Below are 16,935 nucleotides of genomic sequence, written 5' to 3' on the forward strand. Positions count from 1 at the left end.
TATCTTTATACTTCCATAATCTCTTTTTCTTTGGATACAAGCACTTTGTCGACCTCGGCTATGAACTTATCCGTTGTCTTTTGAATGTCTTCCTGATGGCCACGGGACTCATCTTCCGAGATACCGTTTTTCTCCATCTTCTTAATATCATCATTGGCATCACGGCGAATGTTGCGGATCGCTACTTTCGCTTCTTCACCAAATTTCTTCGTCAATTTCACCAAATCCGTCCGACGTTCTTCAGTCAGCGGAGGGATAGAAAGACGAATGATTGTGCCGTCATTAGCAGGCGTCAAACCGATATCCGATTTCATAATCGCCCGTTCAATGTCAGACATCGATGTTTTGTCCCACGGCTGGATTAACAGTGTCCGGGAATCCGGAGTACTGATGTTCGCCAGCTGATTGATTGGAGTTGGGGAACCATAATATTCAACTTGAATGCGATCTAGCAGTGATGTTGTTGCACGTCCTGCACGCAATGTTGCCAAGTCACGTTTCAGCGATGAAATCGCTTTTTCCATACGCTCTTCGGCATTTTTTTTGACCGATTGTGGCATTAATCTACACTCCCTTTAACAATCGTTCCGATCTTCTCACCGAGAACGACACGTTTGATATTGCCTTGTTCAGTAATGGCAAATACAATGAGCGGTATATTATTATCCATGCATAGAGATGAAGCTGTGGAATCCATAACACCAAGGTTTTTGTTCAGAACATCCATGTAAGTGAGCTGTTCAAATTTCTCGGCTGTGCTGTCTTTAAACGGATCTGCTGAATATACACCATCAACCTTGTTCTTCGCCATCAGAATAACTTCTGCTTCGATTTCTGCTGCTCTAAGTGCTGCAGTAGTATCTGTAGAGAAGAAAGGGTTACCTGTGCCTGCTGCAAAAATAACAACACGGCCCTTCTCCAAGTGGCGAATCGCACGACGACGAATGTATGGTTCAGCAATTTGCTGCATTGAGATCGAAGTCTGCACTCTTGTTGGCACATCGATTTGTTCTAATGCATCCTGCAGAGCAAGTGAATTCATTACTGTTGCCAGCATGCCCATATAATCTGCAGTAGCGCGATCTATGCCACTTGCACTACCAGCGATCCCGCGCCAAATGTTACCTCCACCACAAACAATCGCAACCTGAACGCCAAGCTCTACAACTTCCTTGATCTGTTCAGCGATGGAAATAATCATGTCGGCATCAATACCATATCCGTTTTGTCCTGCCAAAGACTCTCCACTTACCTTAAGGACTACTCTCTTAAATACCGGCTGTTCCAAATGTATACCCTCACTTTCTGCAAAAGACGGAACACTACGTGTACGTGTTCCGCTCTTCTGATGCTTGCCTTTATTCAATTCTTCACATTTATGATGAAGCTGATATTAATTATTCACTTGTGCCATAACTTCTTCAACAAAGTTATCCACTTTCTTTTCCAAACCTTCGCCTAGTTCAAAACGAGCAAAACGACGGATCGAGATGTTTTCTCCGATTGTGCTGATTTTTTCGTTCAGCAATTGGGAGATCGTTTTGTCTGGGTCTTTAACGAAGGTTTGCTCAAGCAAGCAATATTCTTCGTAATATTTACCAATACGTCCTTCAACCATTTTTTCAATGATTTTCTCAGGCTTACCTTCATTCAAAGCTTGAGCTTTCAGGATTTCTTTTTCTTTTTCTACATCTTCTTGTGGAACTTCTTCACGACGAACATAACGTGGGTTTGCTGCAGCGATTTGCATAGCGATATCGCGAGCAAAATCCTTGAAGGAATCTGTTTTACCTACAAAGTCAGTTTCGCAGTTGATTTCTACAAGTACACCAATACGGCCGCCAGCGTGGATGTAAGATTCTACAACGCCTTCAGTAGCAATACGTCCTGCTTTGTTTGCTGCTGCGGACAAACCTTTTTCACGAAGCAATTCAGCCGCTTTAGTGATATCGTTATTAGCTTCTTCAAGCGCTTTTTTACAATCAAGCATACCAGCGCCTGTTCTTTCACGAAGTTCTTTTACTGCTTTTGCATCAACTGCCATTGTTTATTCCCTCCAGGTAATTGTCGTTTTCTTACATTATTCAAGGCTTTTATCCTAAAAAAAGGGCAGTGAGAGGTTATCCACCTGCCAACCACCCTTTTCATTTAAGTTCTTGTATGTGTTAGTCGCTACTTAAGCAGTAGTTGTGTCTTCGCCTTGGTGAGCTTCAACAACAGCGTCTGCCATTTTACCAGTCAACAATTTCACGGCGCGGATAGCGTCGTCGTTACCTGGAATTACGTAGTCGATTTCGTCTGGATCACAGTTAGTATCAACGATAGCTACGATTGGAATACCCAATTTGCGAGCTTCTGCAACTGCAATACGCTCTTTACGCGGGTCAATGATGAACAACGCGCTTGGTAGACCTTTCATGTTCTTGATACCGCCCAAGAATTTTTCAAGACGATCTTTCTCTTTGCGAAGAAGGATAACTTCTTTCTTAGGTAGAACTTCGAAAGTGCCGTCCTCTTCCCAAGATTCCAATTTCTTCAAACGATCAATACGTTTTTGGATAGTTTGGAAGTTAGTAAGAGTTCCGCCCAACCAACGTTGGTTAATGAAGAACATACCGGAACGTTCTGCTTCTTCTTTTACGGAATCTTGTGCTTGTTTCTTTGTTCCTACGAATAGGATTGTGCCGTTGTCACCAGCGACGCTTTTTACAAAGTTGTAAGCTTCTTCTACCTTCTTGACTGTTTTTTGCAAGTCAATAATGTAAATTCCGTTTCTTTCAGTGAAGATATAACGATCCATCTTTGGGTTCCAACGACGAGTCTGGTGACCGAAGTGTACCCCAGCTTCTAGAAGCTGTTTCATGGAGATTACTGCCATCTTCACACACCTCCTAAGTTTGGTTTATTGTGTGTCTCCTCCGCCGTGCGTCATCTTTCAGCAAGACTTTCTTCAGAAGAAAGCACCCCTTGTCGAAATCAACCGGCGTGTGTTTTAACACCGTCAATTACTATACCATATTTTATTAGTGTATGCAACGATCATTGAAAACTTATTAATTTTTCTAGTATAGAATCTAGACTCTCGTCTTTATTAAAGGTGTAAGAACCCGATTGAATCTTCGTATTGATCTGACGTTGATTGGCGGCTTTAAGAAAACTAGCCTTGTCCTTAATGACTTCAGCCTTCTCCAAAATATCTGCTGTTTTTGTCAGTGTGCTACCTGAAGGTATACGAACAACAACCCCTGCATTCGTAGTGGCTTTAGGCTTATCAGGTGCAACAGCAGATGGTGCAGTAGTGACCTCTGGCTTCTCAATAGTGCCTTCTTTAGGCGTTGAGGGCTCTTTAGGAGGGACAACCTTATTGGGGTTATCAGATACTGTAGGAGACACTACAGGAGCGGGAGAAGCCGCTACTGTAGGCTTAGAAGGTTCCACGTTCTCCGTACTTCCCTCATTAACGCCGTCTGTCTTCTCACCTTGAACAGCGTCCTCCAAAGCAGACTCATCAGAAGGAGGTTCAGTAGATTCGTCGATAACCTTCAAGTTCAATTTCTCAGCACCTTGTATTACCTGTTCCTTGGTGAGTGGAGCCGCTCCACCGGATATCATTAACTGAAGTAATAGTGCACCTGCAATTAGCCCTGTGCCAAGACCGAACAAAAAAGAACGGTTCTTCATCATACCGATTCCTCCTGTTTGGCGAGTTGCAGAATCAGTTGCACTTCTCCCCGCTGAAGTCCAGCCGTCTTGGCAATGGAGTCTATCGATTTCCCCTGCTCATGTAGTTCAAATAATCTTGGATACCGCAATTTAATAGAACTAATGGGTTTCGCTTTCACTTCTGGTTGTATTGAACTCAATTCAGCTCCGGCAGACGGGTCTCCGATCGCCGCAACCTTAACATACGAACCCTTCTCAACCGAAACTTCCAACTCTCTTAACCGCTTTTCTTCGTTAGTTACTCGGCCCTCTAGTAATAAAGAGCTTTGCTGTAATTCTGTCAATTGATGCTGCAAATCACTAATCTGCCCTTGCATTGCTACATGATTAGTTTGTGATTGCTGTTTAATACTGCTGACCAACTGTGCTAGCTCTTCATTCTCGCGCTCTATGTCAGCCATATATAGCTCAAGTGCTGCCTCCGTTTCTTTGAGGCTTTGCTGCTCTGCTTTTCCTTCCTTCATCCGCGCCGGAAGTAAAAGGGCATAAAGAATAGCGGCGACACCTACTAGCACAATATACACCCATGGTTGCAAGTGCCTTATCTCCTTTAACATATCAAATATAATTACTTATTAAAGACTCAGATCAATGCGCTGTCCTTTGTAAGGATGTTCCGCATCACGAGTACCTGACTTCGAACGTTTCTCCGAGGAAGGATTCCCTCCGGAATGATGATTGCCTTTATCTCCGCCATCGCGTAAAGCAGACTCAGAAGATTCATCCACTTCAGCGCTTCGCATGGTCATTTCCTGACTTTGTTTCACATTTTGTCCGGCCAGTTGATGCTGATCAATAGCGGGGCGCTGCTGAGATTCATTCTGAACCTTACCCGCTTCCGTAGTCCGAGGTAGTGCAATTTGCAGTTCCACTGGTTTTAGGCTCATCATAACCCTCTTCTCATAAGAAGAAACGATGTTGTCGTCTTTATGAAGACGATAACCGTTTCTCGTAAAAATATAAGGATAATGTATAACGTGAAACTTATACTTTCTTATATTTCAAGAATGGCCGGCCGCTATTGCTGCCCGCCCGATTAATTGTATGGCGTTAAGGATATATCACCTTCACTATAAACAAACACAACTCGTTCTGTGGGGTCCTTTACAAATCGTGTATATCTACCGATCATAATTTTGGATCCACCATAGATCGTTTTGATCACTTCAACTCTAGCTCTGCCTGTATCTTCTAGCATTCTTTCAATCTCAAGTACACGTTCTTTAATTCTTTTTTCCTCACGTTGATGAGACTGTTTAGTAGCATTCAATTTAACGCGAAGTGCCACTTTATCTGCAGGGAGTTGACCATTAGTTGCCAATTGATTTAATAGATACAACGCTTTAGACGTTTTGTCCTCATTTTCAAGTAATTGACGCAGTGATTGACGCAGCTCGTTAATCTCATTTCTGAGCTCAGGTACTACTCCTACCTCAATAGAAGTCGCTGTGGACATGGTATTGCCTATGGTACGTGCTACGACTCTTTCCCCAGACTGTACAGTTCCGCCAACTATCAATCCCTTAGCCCCATTACAAAGAACGTCTCTGCCCGCACGTATATTGGAATGCATAATGCTCTGGGATACAATGACATCTTCACCAGCTGTTACATTACCATCTTGAATGAAAGAGACCTTAACATTTTTCCCAGCAGTTACATGTCCTTTGTTATAGCCGATAATTCCACCCGTAATTTCGATGGATCCTCCAGAGATTAATTCCGCTCCTTCAACTCCACCAACCACACGAATATCACCGGCGGACTTTACAGAAAATCCTGAAAGTACGTTTCCTCGAATAACAACGGTACCTACAAAATCAATATTCCCAGTACTGTAGTCCACATCACCATTCACTTCATAGACAGGAAATACATTGATTTTACCGCTATCGGTTAAAGTAACAAGACCGTCAATTGCGGCATACATCGAGGTTCCATTGTTATCAACGAGTACGTTCTTACCCACTTTAAAATGAGCTTCCCTTCCAGCTCTGAAAGCAAGCTCATCACCAGTTACAGTCTTACCATGCTTACCAGGCTGAGCAGGGATAATTCTAGCTATCAGCTTTCCTTTGAGGACGTTACGAAGCCGAACTAAATCTTTATAATCCACCTTACCATCCGCTTTTTCAAGCGGCTTGCGATCCTCTTCCAGATCAACAGTAAGCATAATACTTCCGTCGACTCCATTTACTGCAGGTTCACCTGTAGCAATAGCGACTTTACTCCAAAAAAACTCCTCCGGATGACTACAAATACGTCCAACAATATCACGCTGGACCCCGTAGCGAATATTGTGACTGTGCAGGAAGCTTTCCAATTCTGTAGGAGAGCAGGAAAAATTCTCATCCTTTTTGGAGAACTGCAAATACGCGATCCCTTTGTCATCCGAAAAAGTAATACTTAAGTACTGATCCAAAGCATTTTGACCGATCAATTTTGCTCCCCCTTGTCACCACTAACGGTTAATCGTTCTGCATAAGTAGATCGCGATTCTTCTCAAGCGTTCCCCTCAGCCGCAAAATAGCCTTGGAATGAAGCTGCGAAATCCGTGAAGGAGATAGTGACATGACCTCTGCGATTTCGCTCAATGATAAATCTTCATAATATAAAAGGGACACAACGGTCCGTTCTTTCACCGTTAATTTCTCAATACCTTTGGTGAGGGCTTCGCGTAAGTAGAACTCATTTACCTTGCTATCCGGATTCTTAGCTTTATCGTCCACCAGTATGGACATTCGGGTCTCTGATTCCTCTTCACGAATCGGGTCTTCCAGTGAACATAGTGACATTACAGCCACATCCTGCAACATATTTTGAAATTCAGTTACACTAATATTCAGGTATAGACTCATTTCCTCATCACTAACGGATCTCAAATACTTCTGTTCCAACTGCTGATAAGCGTCCTCAATTTTTTTAGCTTTTTCTCGCACAGATCTAGGGACCCAATCACTTTGACGTAAGGAATCTAAAATCGCACCACGTACGCGCCAGGAAGCATAGGTTTGAAACTGCAATCCCCGTTTGTAGTCGAATTTTTCAATCGCATCAATTAATCCCATTACTCCATTGCTGGCTAAATCATCTTTAGATACATTTTTGGGCAATCCCACAGCCAAACGGCTGGATACATAATCAACAATATGGAGATAACTCTCTATCAGCTTCTTTTTGGCTTCAGGGTCACTGTGTTCTTTCCACTGTTCCCATAGCTCGTCAGTTTCCAATTGAGAAGCTTTACGCTCGTTCAATAGCTTTCACCCTTCCCAAAGTTTAGTCAGAGAGCTTGTCGCGGCGAAACCTGCCTAGTCACAAGCATAAACGCCTTCGGCATCCTTATGAGGACGGTAGCGTTTAAGCGAGAAATATAAGGATAATGTATAAAGTGAAACTTATACTTTCTTATATTTAAGATAACCGATTCCGCCACAGCGCTCGCTTATTCTTCTTTCAGGTGACGAACGGCCTTGGCCAATTCTTCAGGATCTTTCATAGAGACTAGTTTTGGGGGTGTGAGCGGCTTGAACCCCTCACTGTTCCCACTCCCTTGTCCTGGCTTCGGTTTGAGTAGATTAATTAACTCTTCATCCTCATTAGGGGTACTGATGTCTAACTTTGCACCAAGTTCTTCTCCCTCAACATCCTGTTCATCCGGAGGTGATGATTGATACACGATAAAACCCAATACCCATCTTAGGAGGAAAGCAAGCAGAAACCAGATGATAAATCCTAATAGGCTTCGTAATAAACTAGTACCGAGAACATTATTACTGTAGGTTACAAAAAAAGTGAATACAAAACCTATCAAACCAAACAGCAAGTTTATAAAAATGTTTCCTATCATCTTCATATTTATATTTCCTTAGCGCCTTTTTGCACACTGCGGATGAACAATACACCAGTGTTGCAGGCAATTTCTATCGTACGGCCATAATTACCGCCCGTATCTTCCGCAATTAACGGAATTTTCAAATGCTCAAGAGCAAGTTTACAAGATTCAACATTACGAGGCCCGATCCTCATGGTGTCGCTCCCCCCGGCAAAGGCAAACATTTGTGATCCTCCTGCCATCTTGGCTACGATCCGACTCCGAACCGCACCAAGCTCCAGCAAACGGGATAAGAGCTCCGGCACTGCAGTATCTGCAAACTTAGCGATGTTTAATTGCCCTTCCCTAGCAATCTCAGAAGTAGGGAGCATCACATGCGCCATTCCCGCGAGTTTTTTTCCAGGGTCAAACAATGTCAATCCCACGCAGGAGCCAAGACCCGTTGTACGAATCAAACTATCCTGGCTTCCAATGTTAAGATCTGCCATCCCTACTTTAATGATGCTTTGTTCTTCAATCATTTTCAAACGGAACTCCTAGCGATTTGAAGATTTTCGGGAATGATTCCGGATCGGGAATAAGGAAAAATTGCCCTTCAATTTCGTTTTTCCCCTCAAAAAAGGTAGTATCGATCAACAATGCATCGTCACCCATTTGCCCAAATTGCAGCAAACCGTAGCTTAGGATGGCTCCAGCCATATCCATAGCAAGTGCAGGAACTGTTGGATACATAGAAAGTGAGGTAAAGTCTGCAAGAGAAGATAAGTACGATCCTGCTAATATATTTCCAATTTCACTCAGCGCGGAAAGTTCCATTTCTCCAAGTTCTTGGTCACTCAAAATCTCGATGCCTGCAATGCGACTGAGTAAGTTCAAAGCGGCTTCCGGGGAAAGTATGAAAAACAGGTTGCCCGGAGCTTCTCCCTCCACACGTAAGAAAACTGCATATACTAGTTCTTCAGCTCCACCAACTTTGTCCGTAATCTCTTCAAAGTTGAGAAGCTGTACCTTGGGAACAGCCATATCAATCGGCTTATTCAAGAGCTGTGATAATGCGGTGGCTGCATTCCCAGCTCCAATATTCCCGACTTCCTTAAGCACATCCATTTTAAAATCCTTATAGTGCTTAAATAATTCCACAGGTTAGCCCTCTAGGCTTTCTAATTGAACGATTTCGCCTTTGTTAAGCACTTCTGACAGATTAAGCATGATCAGCAAGCGCTCTTCACCTATCTTGGCCACCCCATCTAGATACTTCGCTTTGATGCCGCCAACAACATCTGGAGGTGTATCGATAGAATCCCTGTTCAAATCTATTACATCATTTGCTGAATCTACAATGAAACCTACTTCCATTTCATTAACAGATACGATAATTACACGTGACTGATCTGTTTGCTCCGCCTCTTCGATCCCAAAGCGGCCTCGAAGGTCAATCACAGGGATAACAACACCACGTAAATTAATTACACCCTTGATAAACGAATACGTTTTAGGCACACGAGTTATTGGCATCATGCGCTCAATGGTTTGTACCTTCTCAACTTCGATACCGTATTCCTCTGAACCTAATTTGAACACTATCACTTTAATATCTTCAGCCATGGAACGAACCTCCCTGTTCTATCCTAGTTATTTAATAAAAGCGTTCGGATCAATAATAAGTGCGACTTGGCCATCTCCAAGTATCGTTGCGCCAGATATCCCTTGAATTTCAGGTAAATATTTACCCAGATTCTTGATAACGATCTCGTTCTGACCAATAAAATCCTGTACAGCTAAGGCTACAAGACGTTCTCCCTTACGTACAACTACGATCTCTGTCTCTTCTTCAGTACTCTCATCATAATCAGGTACCGAAAATAGACGACTTAGAGAAACTAGTGGAATATGAGAATTCCTGAACTCTATCATTTTGTTGCCATGAATCGTACGGATTTGAGTGTTCTGCACGATTCCAGTTTCCACAATAGAGGATAAAGGAATGGCATACTTCTCAGAACCCAATCGAATAAGCATGGCTGCAATAATAGATAGAGTAAGTGGCAACTGAACTGAAAAATTCGTACCTTTGCCTGGTGAAGAATAGATCGTTACATTACCACCCAGGGAAGAAATCTTAGATTTTACTACATCCAGTCCTACGCCACGACCTGAGACATCAGAAATAACTTCTGCCGTGCTGAAACCTGGTGCAAATAGTAATTGATAAGCTTCATCATCCGTCATATTCTTCGCTTGCTCTTGCGTGATCACGCCTTTTTTCACAGCAGATTTCAAAACCTTCTCTGGATAAATGCCTGTTCCATCTTCCTCAATTTCAATGAAGACATGATTTCCGCTGTGGAAAGCACGTAGATGAACTGTCCCAGTCTCTGGTTTACCAGCAGCAATACGGTCAGCAATGGATTCAATTCCGTGATCAACCGCATTACGCAATAAATGTACAAGTGGATCACCAATTTCATCAATTACCGTCCGGTCAAGCTCTGTTTCGGCACCCGTTACAATTAGATCTACTTTCTTGTCCAGCGACTTAGCTAGATCACGAAGCATACGTGGGAACCGGTTAAATACGGTATCTACTGGAACCATACGAAGCTTCATCACAATATTCTGGAGATCTCCGCTTACTCTGCCCATATGCTCGACAGTTTCCGTAAGATCACCATTCTGAACCTCAGAAGCCAGCTGTTCTAAACGAACTCTGTCAATCAGAAGTTCACTAAATAGATTCATGAGCACATCTAAGCGTTCGATATCTACACGAATCGTACGTGAAGGCGCCCCTCCTGTTTTAGTTGCTCCCGGCTTATTAGCTTCATCTTTGGTAGGCAATGGTTTAGATGCTACTGAAGCAGCTGGAGCTGTTTCCTCTACAGTGGCTGTTGCGGCAACCTCTGACACGGCAGCTGCCGTTTCTTGACCAAGCATTTTCAAGGATTCTTGATCTAGTGCTACTGCTGTTACTTTATCAATCTCAGACAAATTCATAATCATTGCCTGAATCTGATCAGCGTTTTTTTGGGTTATGTAATAGAGTGAGAAGCTTTGGTCAAATTTCTCTTGTTCTATATCTTGAACGGATGGGAAGGATTTAACTACTTCCCCCGAACGTTCGAGCAGATCAAACACCATGTATGCACGTACAGCCTTAAGTTGACAATCCTTACGGATCGTTACGTCCACATACAATGCATGATGCCCTTCCTGAATCGATTGTTCTAGAACAGAAAATTGGAACTCATCTAAATGAATCGGAGTTTCAGCTGCTTGTGCAGCAGGCATATTAGCAGCAGATGCTGTACCGCCTTCAACAGGAATCTCACCCCGTACGATAGCCTGTAGGGATGAGACAATGGCTGATACATCTGCTTTACCTTCGCCACCGCTAGTAATATCCTCAACCATAGACTCTAAGGCATCCAAACTTTTGAATAACGTATCAAAAATGAAATCCTGCATGCGCAGCTTGTTATTACGTACAAGATCTAACACATTCTCCATTTGGTGTGTAAGTGAAGCCAAATCTTCAAAGCCCATAGTCGCTGCCATACCTTTTAAAGTGTGCGCAGAGCGGAATATGACCTGTACGATACTAAGATCCTCAGGATTCGCTTCCAGCCCCATCATGCTCTCGTTCAATGACTGCAGATGATCATTCGACTCATCAATAAACATGGATAAATATTGGTTCATGTCCATAGTAGAGCACCTCCCCTTCGAGTTCGCTTTTCCGTTATTTAACGGCTTGCACTAGCCTTGGAGCAATTTCTTGCAAAGGCAGTACATATTTGACGCACTGCAATTCCACCGCAGATCGCGGCATCCCGTAAACGACACAGGTCTCTTCACTTTCAGCAAATGTTGAGGTAACCCCTGAGTCATAGAGAGATTTCATCATCCTAGCACCATCACTACCCATCCCTGTCATCAGCAACACGTGCCGATCTAGAGATGTGAGTGGAAGCAATGATTCGAATAAAACATCCACTGAAGGTCGGTGGCCATTTCGCGCCTCCTCCTTCGTGAGTACAACTGCATATTGCCCTTTAGATGTGGGTGTAACTTGTAAATGATAGCCTCCAGGCGCAATGTAGGCTGCTCCTTTTCGTAATATCATCCCCTGCTCTGCTTCTAACACTTCTAGCGGACTGAATGTATTCAGACGCTGGGCTAGTGATTTCGTAAAGTTAGGCGGCATATGCTGCACAATGACAATAGGAGCTGGAAAATCCGCTGGAATTTTCTCCAGGAGTACCTTCAGAGCACGAGGTCCGCCTGTAGAACAACCGACAGCAACTAATTTGTGCAAATTCTTGCTACCAACCATTCGATCCGGAGAAAGTCCCAGAGACTCAGTAGATACCTCCACTAAAGACTCTATCACCGGTTTGGGCGGAATGGGTTTATTCTCTACTTTAGTCTTTGGTTTAGACTTTTCGATTAACGGTGTTTTAGCAGAGATGATTGGTTTGATTGCTTTTTTAGGGATAGTACTATCTACTGGCTGTTTCCCCCGAGGTTTTCTCATTTCTTCATCTTTGAGAGAAGATTTAAGTGCTGCCTTGGATTTGTCCGGTAACAATCTCGGTGCAGTCGGCAGTAATGGCTCTAAAGGCGTGATGTCAGGCATCCTAAAAGCAGATGCTCGCGCTTCACGTTGCTCTCGAGCCAACATAGCTTCTTTCATTTGCTCTCTTAGGGATTCCCCTACGCCCGTTATATCCTGGGAATTTGATATTGAAGGTTTACGAATGAAATCAAAAGCGCCCCATTCCAGTGCAAGAATGGTTTCCTTCATGCCCTCTTCATTGATGCCTGACAGCATAATCACTGGCAGCGGATCTGACGCCATTATTATTTTCAGCGCTTCCAGGCCGTTCATCTCCGGCATTTCCACATCCATAGTAACAAGATCCGGCCGAAGTTTATTTATTTTCTCGATAGCCTCGCGACCATTTGTGGCTGTTGCCGTCACCTGAAAGTCAGCGTCATTTTCAATTAAATCGGAAATGATCTTGCGCATAAATGCAGAATCATCAACAACCAAAACTTTATATGGCTTCATATCATTTCCACCTCTGTTCCAGATTCAGAACAATTATTTACTTCGCTTTAACCATTTATGGATAAAGCCTTTAATACCTTGAACTTTTGTTTCTTTTTTACCACCTATGGTCAAATAACTTAGGGCTAGCCGATGTATATCTTTTGCAGCAACACTGTTTGGAAAAGCCAATGAAAATGGCGTCTGCCTTTTGACAGCCTGCACTACATGGGCATCTGAGCTTATATGACCAAGATAGGAAACATCTAATTGCAAAAAACGACTGGCCGCCATACGGATCTTATCACTTGTCACTGATGCTTCTCTCTCATCACCCGCTTGATTCACAATCAGTTTAAAAGAAATCTCCGGATACGTCCGATTCACAACCTTCATTAATGCGTAAGCGTCTGTTATAGCAGTTGGCTCTGGTGTTGTAACTACTAGGCAATCGTCCGCAGAGGTTATAAACTTCATCGTTTCCTTAGATAATCCAGCACCTGTATCGAACAAAATATAATCCATGCTGTCCGTAATAAGGGCTATCTGGGCTGTGAAATAATTAAGGTCCGATTCCGAAAGAGAAAATAACTCATCCATGCCCGATCCACCAGCTATAAAAGGAAGCCCGTTCGGTCCTAACTGAATAATCTGCTCAATATCCGCTTCTCTTTTTAACAGATGATATAGGTTATACTTCGCCGACACGCCCATTAACACGTCTATGTTAGCCATGCCAATATCTGCATCGAACAGCAATACTCTCTTTCCCATTGCTTTTAAAGTTAAAGCGAAATTAAGTGTAAAATTCGATTTCCCTACGCCACCTTTACCACTACAAACAGTAATGATACGGGCGGATGTTTCCCCTTTTTCAGCTAGTTTAGGCTCCTGACTGGATACAAGCTGTCTCAAGGATTGTGCCTGATCCATCATGATTCACCTGTTCCAAGAAGCATCTCACTAAGTTGTTCTTTGGAAGCCATCAATAAATCGTCAGGTACATTTTGACCATTGGTCATATAAGATAATGTGAGAGGGAAATCATTCAGGACGTTAAAGAGTGGTCCATAACTTCCTGTCTCATCTAGCTTGGTAAAAATAACTTTATCCAGCTTGTACCTGCCGAAATGCTCTGCAATCAATTTCATATCACGGCTTTTCGAAGTTAAGCTGAGTACAAGATAGGTCTCACTTCTTAATTCCTTCGCTAGCAAGCTTTGCAGTTCTGCTACAAGCATATCATTACGATAATTCCGTCCAGCTGTATCCATAATTACAAGATCACAACTCTCCAATCGAAAGAGTGCTCTTTGTAAATCTCCGGGAGATTGTACAACCTCTAGCGGAACATTCAGGATAGCTGCGTATGTACGCAACTGCTCCACAGCTGAAATTCGATACGTATCAGAGGTGATAAAACCAACCTTGCGTCCGTTTTTGAATAGCTGTTCAGCCGCAAGCTTGGCTATGGTAGTAGTTTTTCCTACTCCTGTGGGCCCTGCAATATATACGATTTGGGTATCAGGTGCAATTCCATCAGCGATTCGCCCTGACAGGAATCCATCGAGCTGTTCTTTTAAGGACTCCTGAAATTTCTCAGGTCCCCAAGTACGCCCTTCATCCGCCCAACGTTCGGAGATATTACTGATCCACTCCTCAACAAGTACAGTATCCATCTCCTGCTCAATCAAAAGATCTCTAAGCTGCTGGAGACTATCCGGTAATTCTCTTGCCCCTGAAGACTGCCTCGCGATTCGTTCCATCCAAAGCTTCATATCTCTAATTTCACGAAAAACATCATTCTCCAGCGCCGAGGCAACCTCTGGCGTTTGATCTAACCCTAAAGATTCATATAAGGCTGATACAGAGGTAGTTTCATCTGGATTGGATTCAAGAGATTTCTGATCAGGCTCTGGATGTTTGGTTATCGATTCTTTTACATCAATAGCTTCCGACAAGGCAGCGGCGATTTCCGCAAAGGACCGAGGCTCTTCCGGCTTTTCCAACGTTACAGTAGAAGCAGATGATGAAGATGAAGCTTTTTGGTAAGCTTGCGGGACAGCGCTGCGCGGAATGTTCATCGCAGGCTTCACAGGCTTTTCAGGAGCACTCTCCTTTTGAGCTTTTTCAACAGCCGCTACTACCTCTATTTTTTTCTTTTTAAACAATCCTAAAAATCCGCCAATCTTAATTTCTTTAGTACTTAAAATTACAGCCTCGCTTCCAAGCTCACTACGAATGGAATGCATGGCGTCAGGCATCGTATCGACCACATAACGCTTCACTCTCATAAATTCACCACTCCGACGCTTTGTATTTCAATGTTAGGCTCTAGTTCGCTATAAGACAGTACAGGAATATCCTGCATTGTCCGTTCAATCACCTGCCGCAAATACATACGAATGGTTGGTGATGTGAGTACAATGGGCTGTTGTCCTGACTGCAGAAGTCGATTGATCTGTTCACTTAACCGCTGATAGATCGTTTGAGTCGATGCTGGATCCAATGCCAAATAACTGCCCTGTTCAGATTGCTGCACACTCTCAGAAATTTTCTTCTCTAGGTTAGGTCCTACCGTAATAACTTTCAGAGTCTCTCCAACTTGCGAGAATTGCTGAGTAATCTGTCTGGACAAGGATTGACGAACATATTCGGTAAGAATATCAGGATCCTTGGTGTACGTCCCGTAATCCGCCAACGTCTCAAAGATAGTAACCAAATCCCTGATCGATATTTTCTCGCGCAGCAGCTTGGCAAGTACCTTTTGCACATCCCCAATCGCTAATACCGAAGGAATAAGATCATCAACAAGCACAGGATAATTGTCTCTTAGGTTATCCACCAACATCTTAGTTTCTTGTCGTCCTAACAACTCATGTCCATAACGCTTAATCAGCTCCGTCAAATGTGTTGCAACAACGGATGGTGGATCTACCACGGTATAGCCGGACAGTTCAGCCCGCTCTTTAACCGATTCGTCAATCCACAACGCTGGAAGTCCAAAAGATGGTTCAATGGTCTCAATACCGTTTATAGATTCATCATCATAGCCTGGACTCATAGCTAAGTAGTGATTAAGTAATAATTCACCGCCGCCGACAGTATTTCCTTTAATTTTTATGACATATTCATTCGGTTTTAGTTGAATATTGTCGCGAATGCGAATAACAGGCACTACAAGACCCATTTCAAGTGCACATTGCCGTCGAATCATGATGATACGATCTAGTAAATCTCCACCCTGACCTGTATCTGCCAAAGGTATAAGACCGTAGCCGAACTCGAATTCAATAGGATCTACAGAGAGTAAATTAATTACACTTTCCGGACTTCGTACCTCTTCAATCTGTTTCTCTTCAACAAGCTGCTCTTCGGCAATCTGTTTTCGATTTAAATTTTGTCCCATACTATAGGCTGCAAAAGCCAGCAAACCAGCTAGCGGGAGCGTAGTAATCATATGTATAGGTGTAAAGAGACCTAGAAAAGCAACAGTAACTGCAACAATATATAATAACTTTGGATAGGAGAGTAACTGACCTGTTAATTCTTCTGCCAGATTACCTTCCGATGAAGCTCTAGTAACGATAAGACCTGCTGCAGTCGAAATGAGCAAAGCAGGAATCTGGCTGACTAGACCATCCCCGATCGTCAATACGGAATAAGTAGATAACGCAGTGGAGAAATCCATTCCATGCACAACCATACCGATAATAAAACCACCAATAAGATTGATCAACAGGATAATGATACTCGCAATCGCGTCTCCTTTAACGAATTTACTCGCACCATCCATGGCTCCGAAAAAATCCGCTTCCCGTTCAACATTGCGGCGACGCTCACGTGCCTGTGTTTCATTAATCATGCCTGCGTTAAGATCGGCATCAATACTCATCTGCTTGCCGGGCATCGCATCCAGGGTAAATCTCGCCCCTACCTCAGCTACACGCTCTGAACCTTTAGTAATAACAATAAACTGGACCACTACCAAAATCAGAAACACGATAAATCCAACGGCAATTTGTCCACCGGCGATCCAGCTTCCGAAAGTAGATACCACAGAACCGGCATCTGCGTAAGTCAGGATCAATTTCGTTGTCGAAATGTTTAGTGACAGACGAAACAATGTCGTAACAAGCAATAATGAAGGAAAAATTGAAAATTCGAGCGCATTCTTCGTGTTCATAGCAACTAATATGATAATTAATGCTATTGAAATATTAATAACTAGCAAAACGTCCAAAAGCCAGGACGGGATAGGCAGAATCATCATAAGCACAATACCGATGATGCCTAGCAAAACTGTTAAATCTTTAGCTTTCAATGT

The 16,935-nt window shown here is 43.1% G+C and carries 18 protein-coding genes; all 18 read right to left on the reverse strand.

All coding sequences use genetic code 11. The annotated features are described in order from the left end of the window. Positions 1 to 5 precede the first annotated feature (5 nt). The 18 genes from frr to flhA all read right to left on the reverse strand — a co-directional run bounded on the left by frr (position 6) and on the right by flhA (position 16,932). Complete coding sequence (gene frr, locus NST34_RS19965) at positions 6 to 560, reverse strand: ribosome recycling factor (protein WP_042189424.1); 555 nt, start codon at positions 558 to 560, stop codon at positions 6 to 8. After that, positions 560 to 1,288 (reverse strand): UMP kinase, encoded by a 729-nt coding sequence (gene pyrH / locus NST34_RS19970; protein ID WP_036688491.1) that lies wholly within the window; start codon positions 1,286 to 1,288, stop codon positions 560 to 562. Before pyrH ends, frr begins: the two co-directional genes overlap by 1 nt. Before the next feature lie 105 nt (positions 1,289 to 1,393). After that, positions 1,394 to 2,044 carry a translation elongation factor Ts gene (gene tsf / locus NST34_RS19975; protein ID WP_042189425.1) on the reverse strand — a complete coding sequence of 217 codons (651 nt, stop codon included), beginning with the start codon at positions 2,042 to 2,044 and terminating at the stop codon, positions 1,394 to 1,396. Between the two features lie 132 nt (positions 2,045 to 2,176). Next, positions 2,177 to 2,878: a 30S ribosomal protein S2 gene (gene rpsB, locus NST34_RS19980; RefSeq protein ID WP_036688493.1), complete on the reverse strand. Its 702-nt coding sequence runs from the start codon at positions 2,876 to 2,878 to the stop codon at positions 2,177 to 2,179. Positions 2,879 to 3,039: 161 nt separating this feature from the next. Next, positions 3,040 to 3,684, reverse strand: a complete 645-nt coding sequence (locus NST34_RS19985; RefSeq protein WP_341128636.1) for an endolytic transglycosylase MltG — start codon at positions 3,682 to 3,684, stop codon at positions 3,040 to 3,042. Beyond that, complete coding sequence (locus tag NST34_RS19990; protein ID WP_076285428.1) at positions 3,681 to 4,259, reverse strand: hypothetical protein; 579 nt, start codon at positions 4,257 to 4,259, stop codon at positions 3,681 to 3,683. The genes NST34_RS19985 and NST34_RS19990 overlap by 4 nt, the downstream gene beginning before the upstream one ends. A gap of 39 nt (positions 4,260 to 4,298) precedes the next feature. Beyond that, the gene (locus tag NST34_RS19995) at positions 4,299 to 4,610 is read right to left on the reverse strand and encodes a hypothetical protein (RefSeq protein ID WP_042189428.1); all 312 of its coding nucleotides are present in this window, start codon (positions 4,608 to 4,610) and stop codon (positions 4,299 to 4,301) included. Between the two features lie 149 nt (positions 4,611 to 4,759). Next, positions 4,760 to 6,163 (reverse strand): DUF342 domain-containing protein, encoded by a 1,404-nt coding sequence (locus NST34_RS20000; RefSeq protein WP_076299235.1) that lies wholly within the window; start codon positions 6,161 to 6,163, stop codon positions 4,760 to 4,762. Positions 6,164 to 6,191: 28 nt separating this feature from the next. After that, positions 6,192 to 6,980 (reverse strand): FliA/WhiG family RNA polymerase sigma factor, encoded by a 789-nt coding sequence (locus NST34_RS20005; protein WP_042189430.1) that lies wholly within the window; start codon positions 6,978 to 6,980, stop codon positions 6,192 to 6,194. A gap of 188 nt (positions 6,981 to 7,168) precedes the next feature. Beyond that, positions 7,169 to 7,579, reverse strand: a complete 411-nt coding sequence (locus tag NST34_RS20010) for a hypothetical protein (RefSeq protein ID WP_052404338.1) — start codon at positions 7,577 to 7,579, stop codon at positions 7,169 to 7,171. Between the two features lie 2 nt (positions 7,580 to 7,581). Beyond that, positions 7,582 to 8,079: a chemotaxis protein CheD gene (locus tag NST34_RS20015; protein ID WP_076285426.1), complete on the reverse strand. Its 498-nt coding sequence runs from the start codon at positions 8,077 to 8,079 to the stop codon at positions 7,582 to 7,584. Next, positions 8,072 to 8,665: a chemotaxis protein CheC gene (locus NST34_RS20020; RefSeq protein ID WP_371915738.1), complete on the reverse strand. Its 594-nt coding sequence runs from the start codon at positions 8,663 to 8,665 to the stop codon at positions 8,072 to 8,074. The genes NST34_RS20015 and NST34_RS20020 overlap by 8 nt, the downstream gene beginning before the upstream one ends. A gap of 36 nt (positions 8,666 to 8,701) precedes the next feature. Beyond that, positions 8,702 to 9,163: a chemotaxis protein CheW gene (locus tag NST34_RS20025; protein WP_076285425.1), complete on the reverse strand. Its 462-nt coding sequence runs from the start codon at positions 9,161 to 9,163 to the stop codon at positions 8,702 to 8,704. A gap of 27 nt (positions 9,164 to 9,190) precedes the next feature. Beyond that, a complete protein-coding gene (locus tag NST34_RS20030) occupies positions 9,191 to 11,263 on the reverse strand; it encodes a chemotaxis protein CheA (protein WP_076285424.1) in 2,073 nt (690 codons plus the stop codon). Between the two features lie 34 nt (positions 11,264 to 11,297). Then, on the reverse strand, positions 11,298 to 12,629 hold the full coding sequence (locus NST34_RS20035; RefSeq protein WP_341128637.1) for a protein-glutamate methylesterase/protein-glutamine glutaminase: 1,332 nt from the start codon (positions 12,627 to 12,629) through the stop codon (positions 11,298 to 11,300). A gap of 33 nt (positions 12,630 to 12,662) precedes the next feature. Beyond that, positions 12,663 to 13,544: a MinD/ParA family protein gene (locus tag NST34_RS20040; protein ID WP_341128638.1), complete on the reverse strand. Its 882-nt coding sequence runs from the start codon at positions 13,542 to 13,544 to the stop codon at positions 12,663 to 12,665. Continuing rightward, entirely contained in the window at positions 13,541 to 14,902 is a 1,362-nt protein-coding gene (gene flhF, locus NST34_RS20045) for a flagellar biosynthesis protein FlhF (RefSeq protein WP_076299239.1), read from the reverse strand. The genes NST34_RS20040 and flhF overlap by 4 nt, the downstream gene beginning before the upstream one ends. After that, entirely contained in the window at positions 14,899 to 16,932 is a 2,034-nt protein-coding gene (gene flhA, locus NST34_RS20050) for a flagellar biosynthesis protein FlhA (protein ID WP_042189438.1), read from the reverse strand. Before flhA ends, flhF begins: the two co-directional genes overlap by 4 nt. Between the last annotated feature and the right edge of the window lie 3 nt (positions 16,933 to 16,935).

The organism is Paenibacillus sp. FSL H7-0714, assembly GCF_038003765.1.
In the GTDB taxonomy this organism is placed as follows: domain Bacteria; phylum Bacillota; class Bacilli; order Paenibacillales; family Paenibacillaceae; genus Paenibacillus_AQ.

Bases quoted from the DNA above. Each gene is read 5' to 3' on its own strand.
- NST34_RS20025 (WP_076285425.1), bottom strand. From the start codon at position 9,163: ATGGCTGAAGATATTAAAGTGATAGTGTTCAAATTAGGTTCAGAGGAA.
- NST34_RS20035 (WP_341128637.1), bottom strand. From the start codon at position 12,629: ATGAAGCCATATAAAGTTTTGGTTGTTGATGATTCTGCATTTATGCGC.
- NST34_RS20020 (WP_371915738.1), bottom strand. From the start codon at position 8,665: ATGGATGTGCTTAAGGAAGTCGGGAATATTGGAGCTGGGAATGCAGCC.
- NST34_RS19995 (WP_042189428.1), bottom strand. From the start codon at position 4,610: ATGAGCCTAAAACCAGTGGAACTGCAAATTGCACTACCTCGGACTACG.
- NST34_RS20040 (WP_341128638.1), bottom strand. From the start codon at position 13,544: ATGATGGATCAGGCACAATCCTTGAGACAGCTTGTATCCAGTCAGGAG.
- NST34_RS19985 (WP_341128636.1), bottom strand. From the start codon at position 3,684: ATGATGAAGAACCGTTCTTTTTTGTTCGGTCTTGGCACAGGGCTAATT.
- NST34_RS20030 (WP_076285424.1), bottom strand. From the start codon at position 11,263: ATGGACATGAACCAATATTTATCCATGTTTATTGATGAGTCGAATGAT.
- NST34_RS20010 (WP_052404338.1), bottom strand. From the start codon at position 7,579: ATGAAGATGATAGGAAACATTTTTATAAACTTGCTGTTTGGTTTGATA.
- flhF (WP_076299239.1), bottom strand. From the start codon at position 14,902: ATGAGAGTGAAGCGTTATGTGGTCGATACGATGCCTGACGCCATGCAT.
- frr (WP_042189424.1), bottom strand. From the start codon at position 560: ATGCCACAATCGGTCAAAAAAAATGCCGAAGAGCGTATGGAAAAAGCG.
- rpsB (WP_036688493.1), bottom strand. From the start codon at position 2,878: ATGGCAGTAATCTCCATGAAACAGCTTCTAGAAGCTGGGGTACACTTC.
- tsf (WP_042189425.1), bottom strand. From the start codon at position 2,044: ATGGCAGTTGATGCAAAAGCAGTAAAAGAACTTCGTGAAAGAACAGGC.
- NST34_RS20015 (WP_076285426.1), bottom strand. From the start codon at position 8,079: ATGATTGAAGAACAAAGCATCATTAAAGTAGGGATGGCAGATCTTAAC.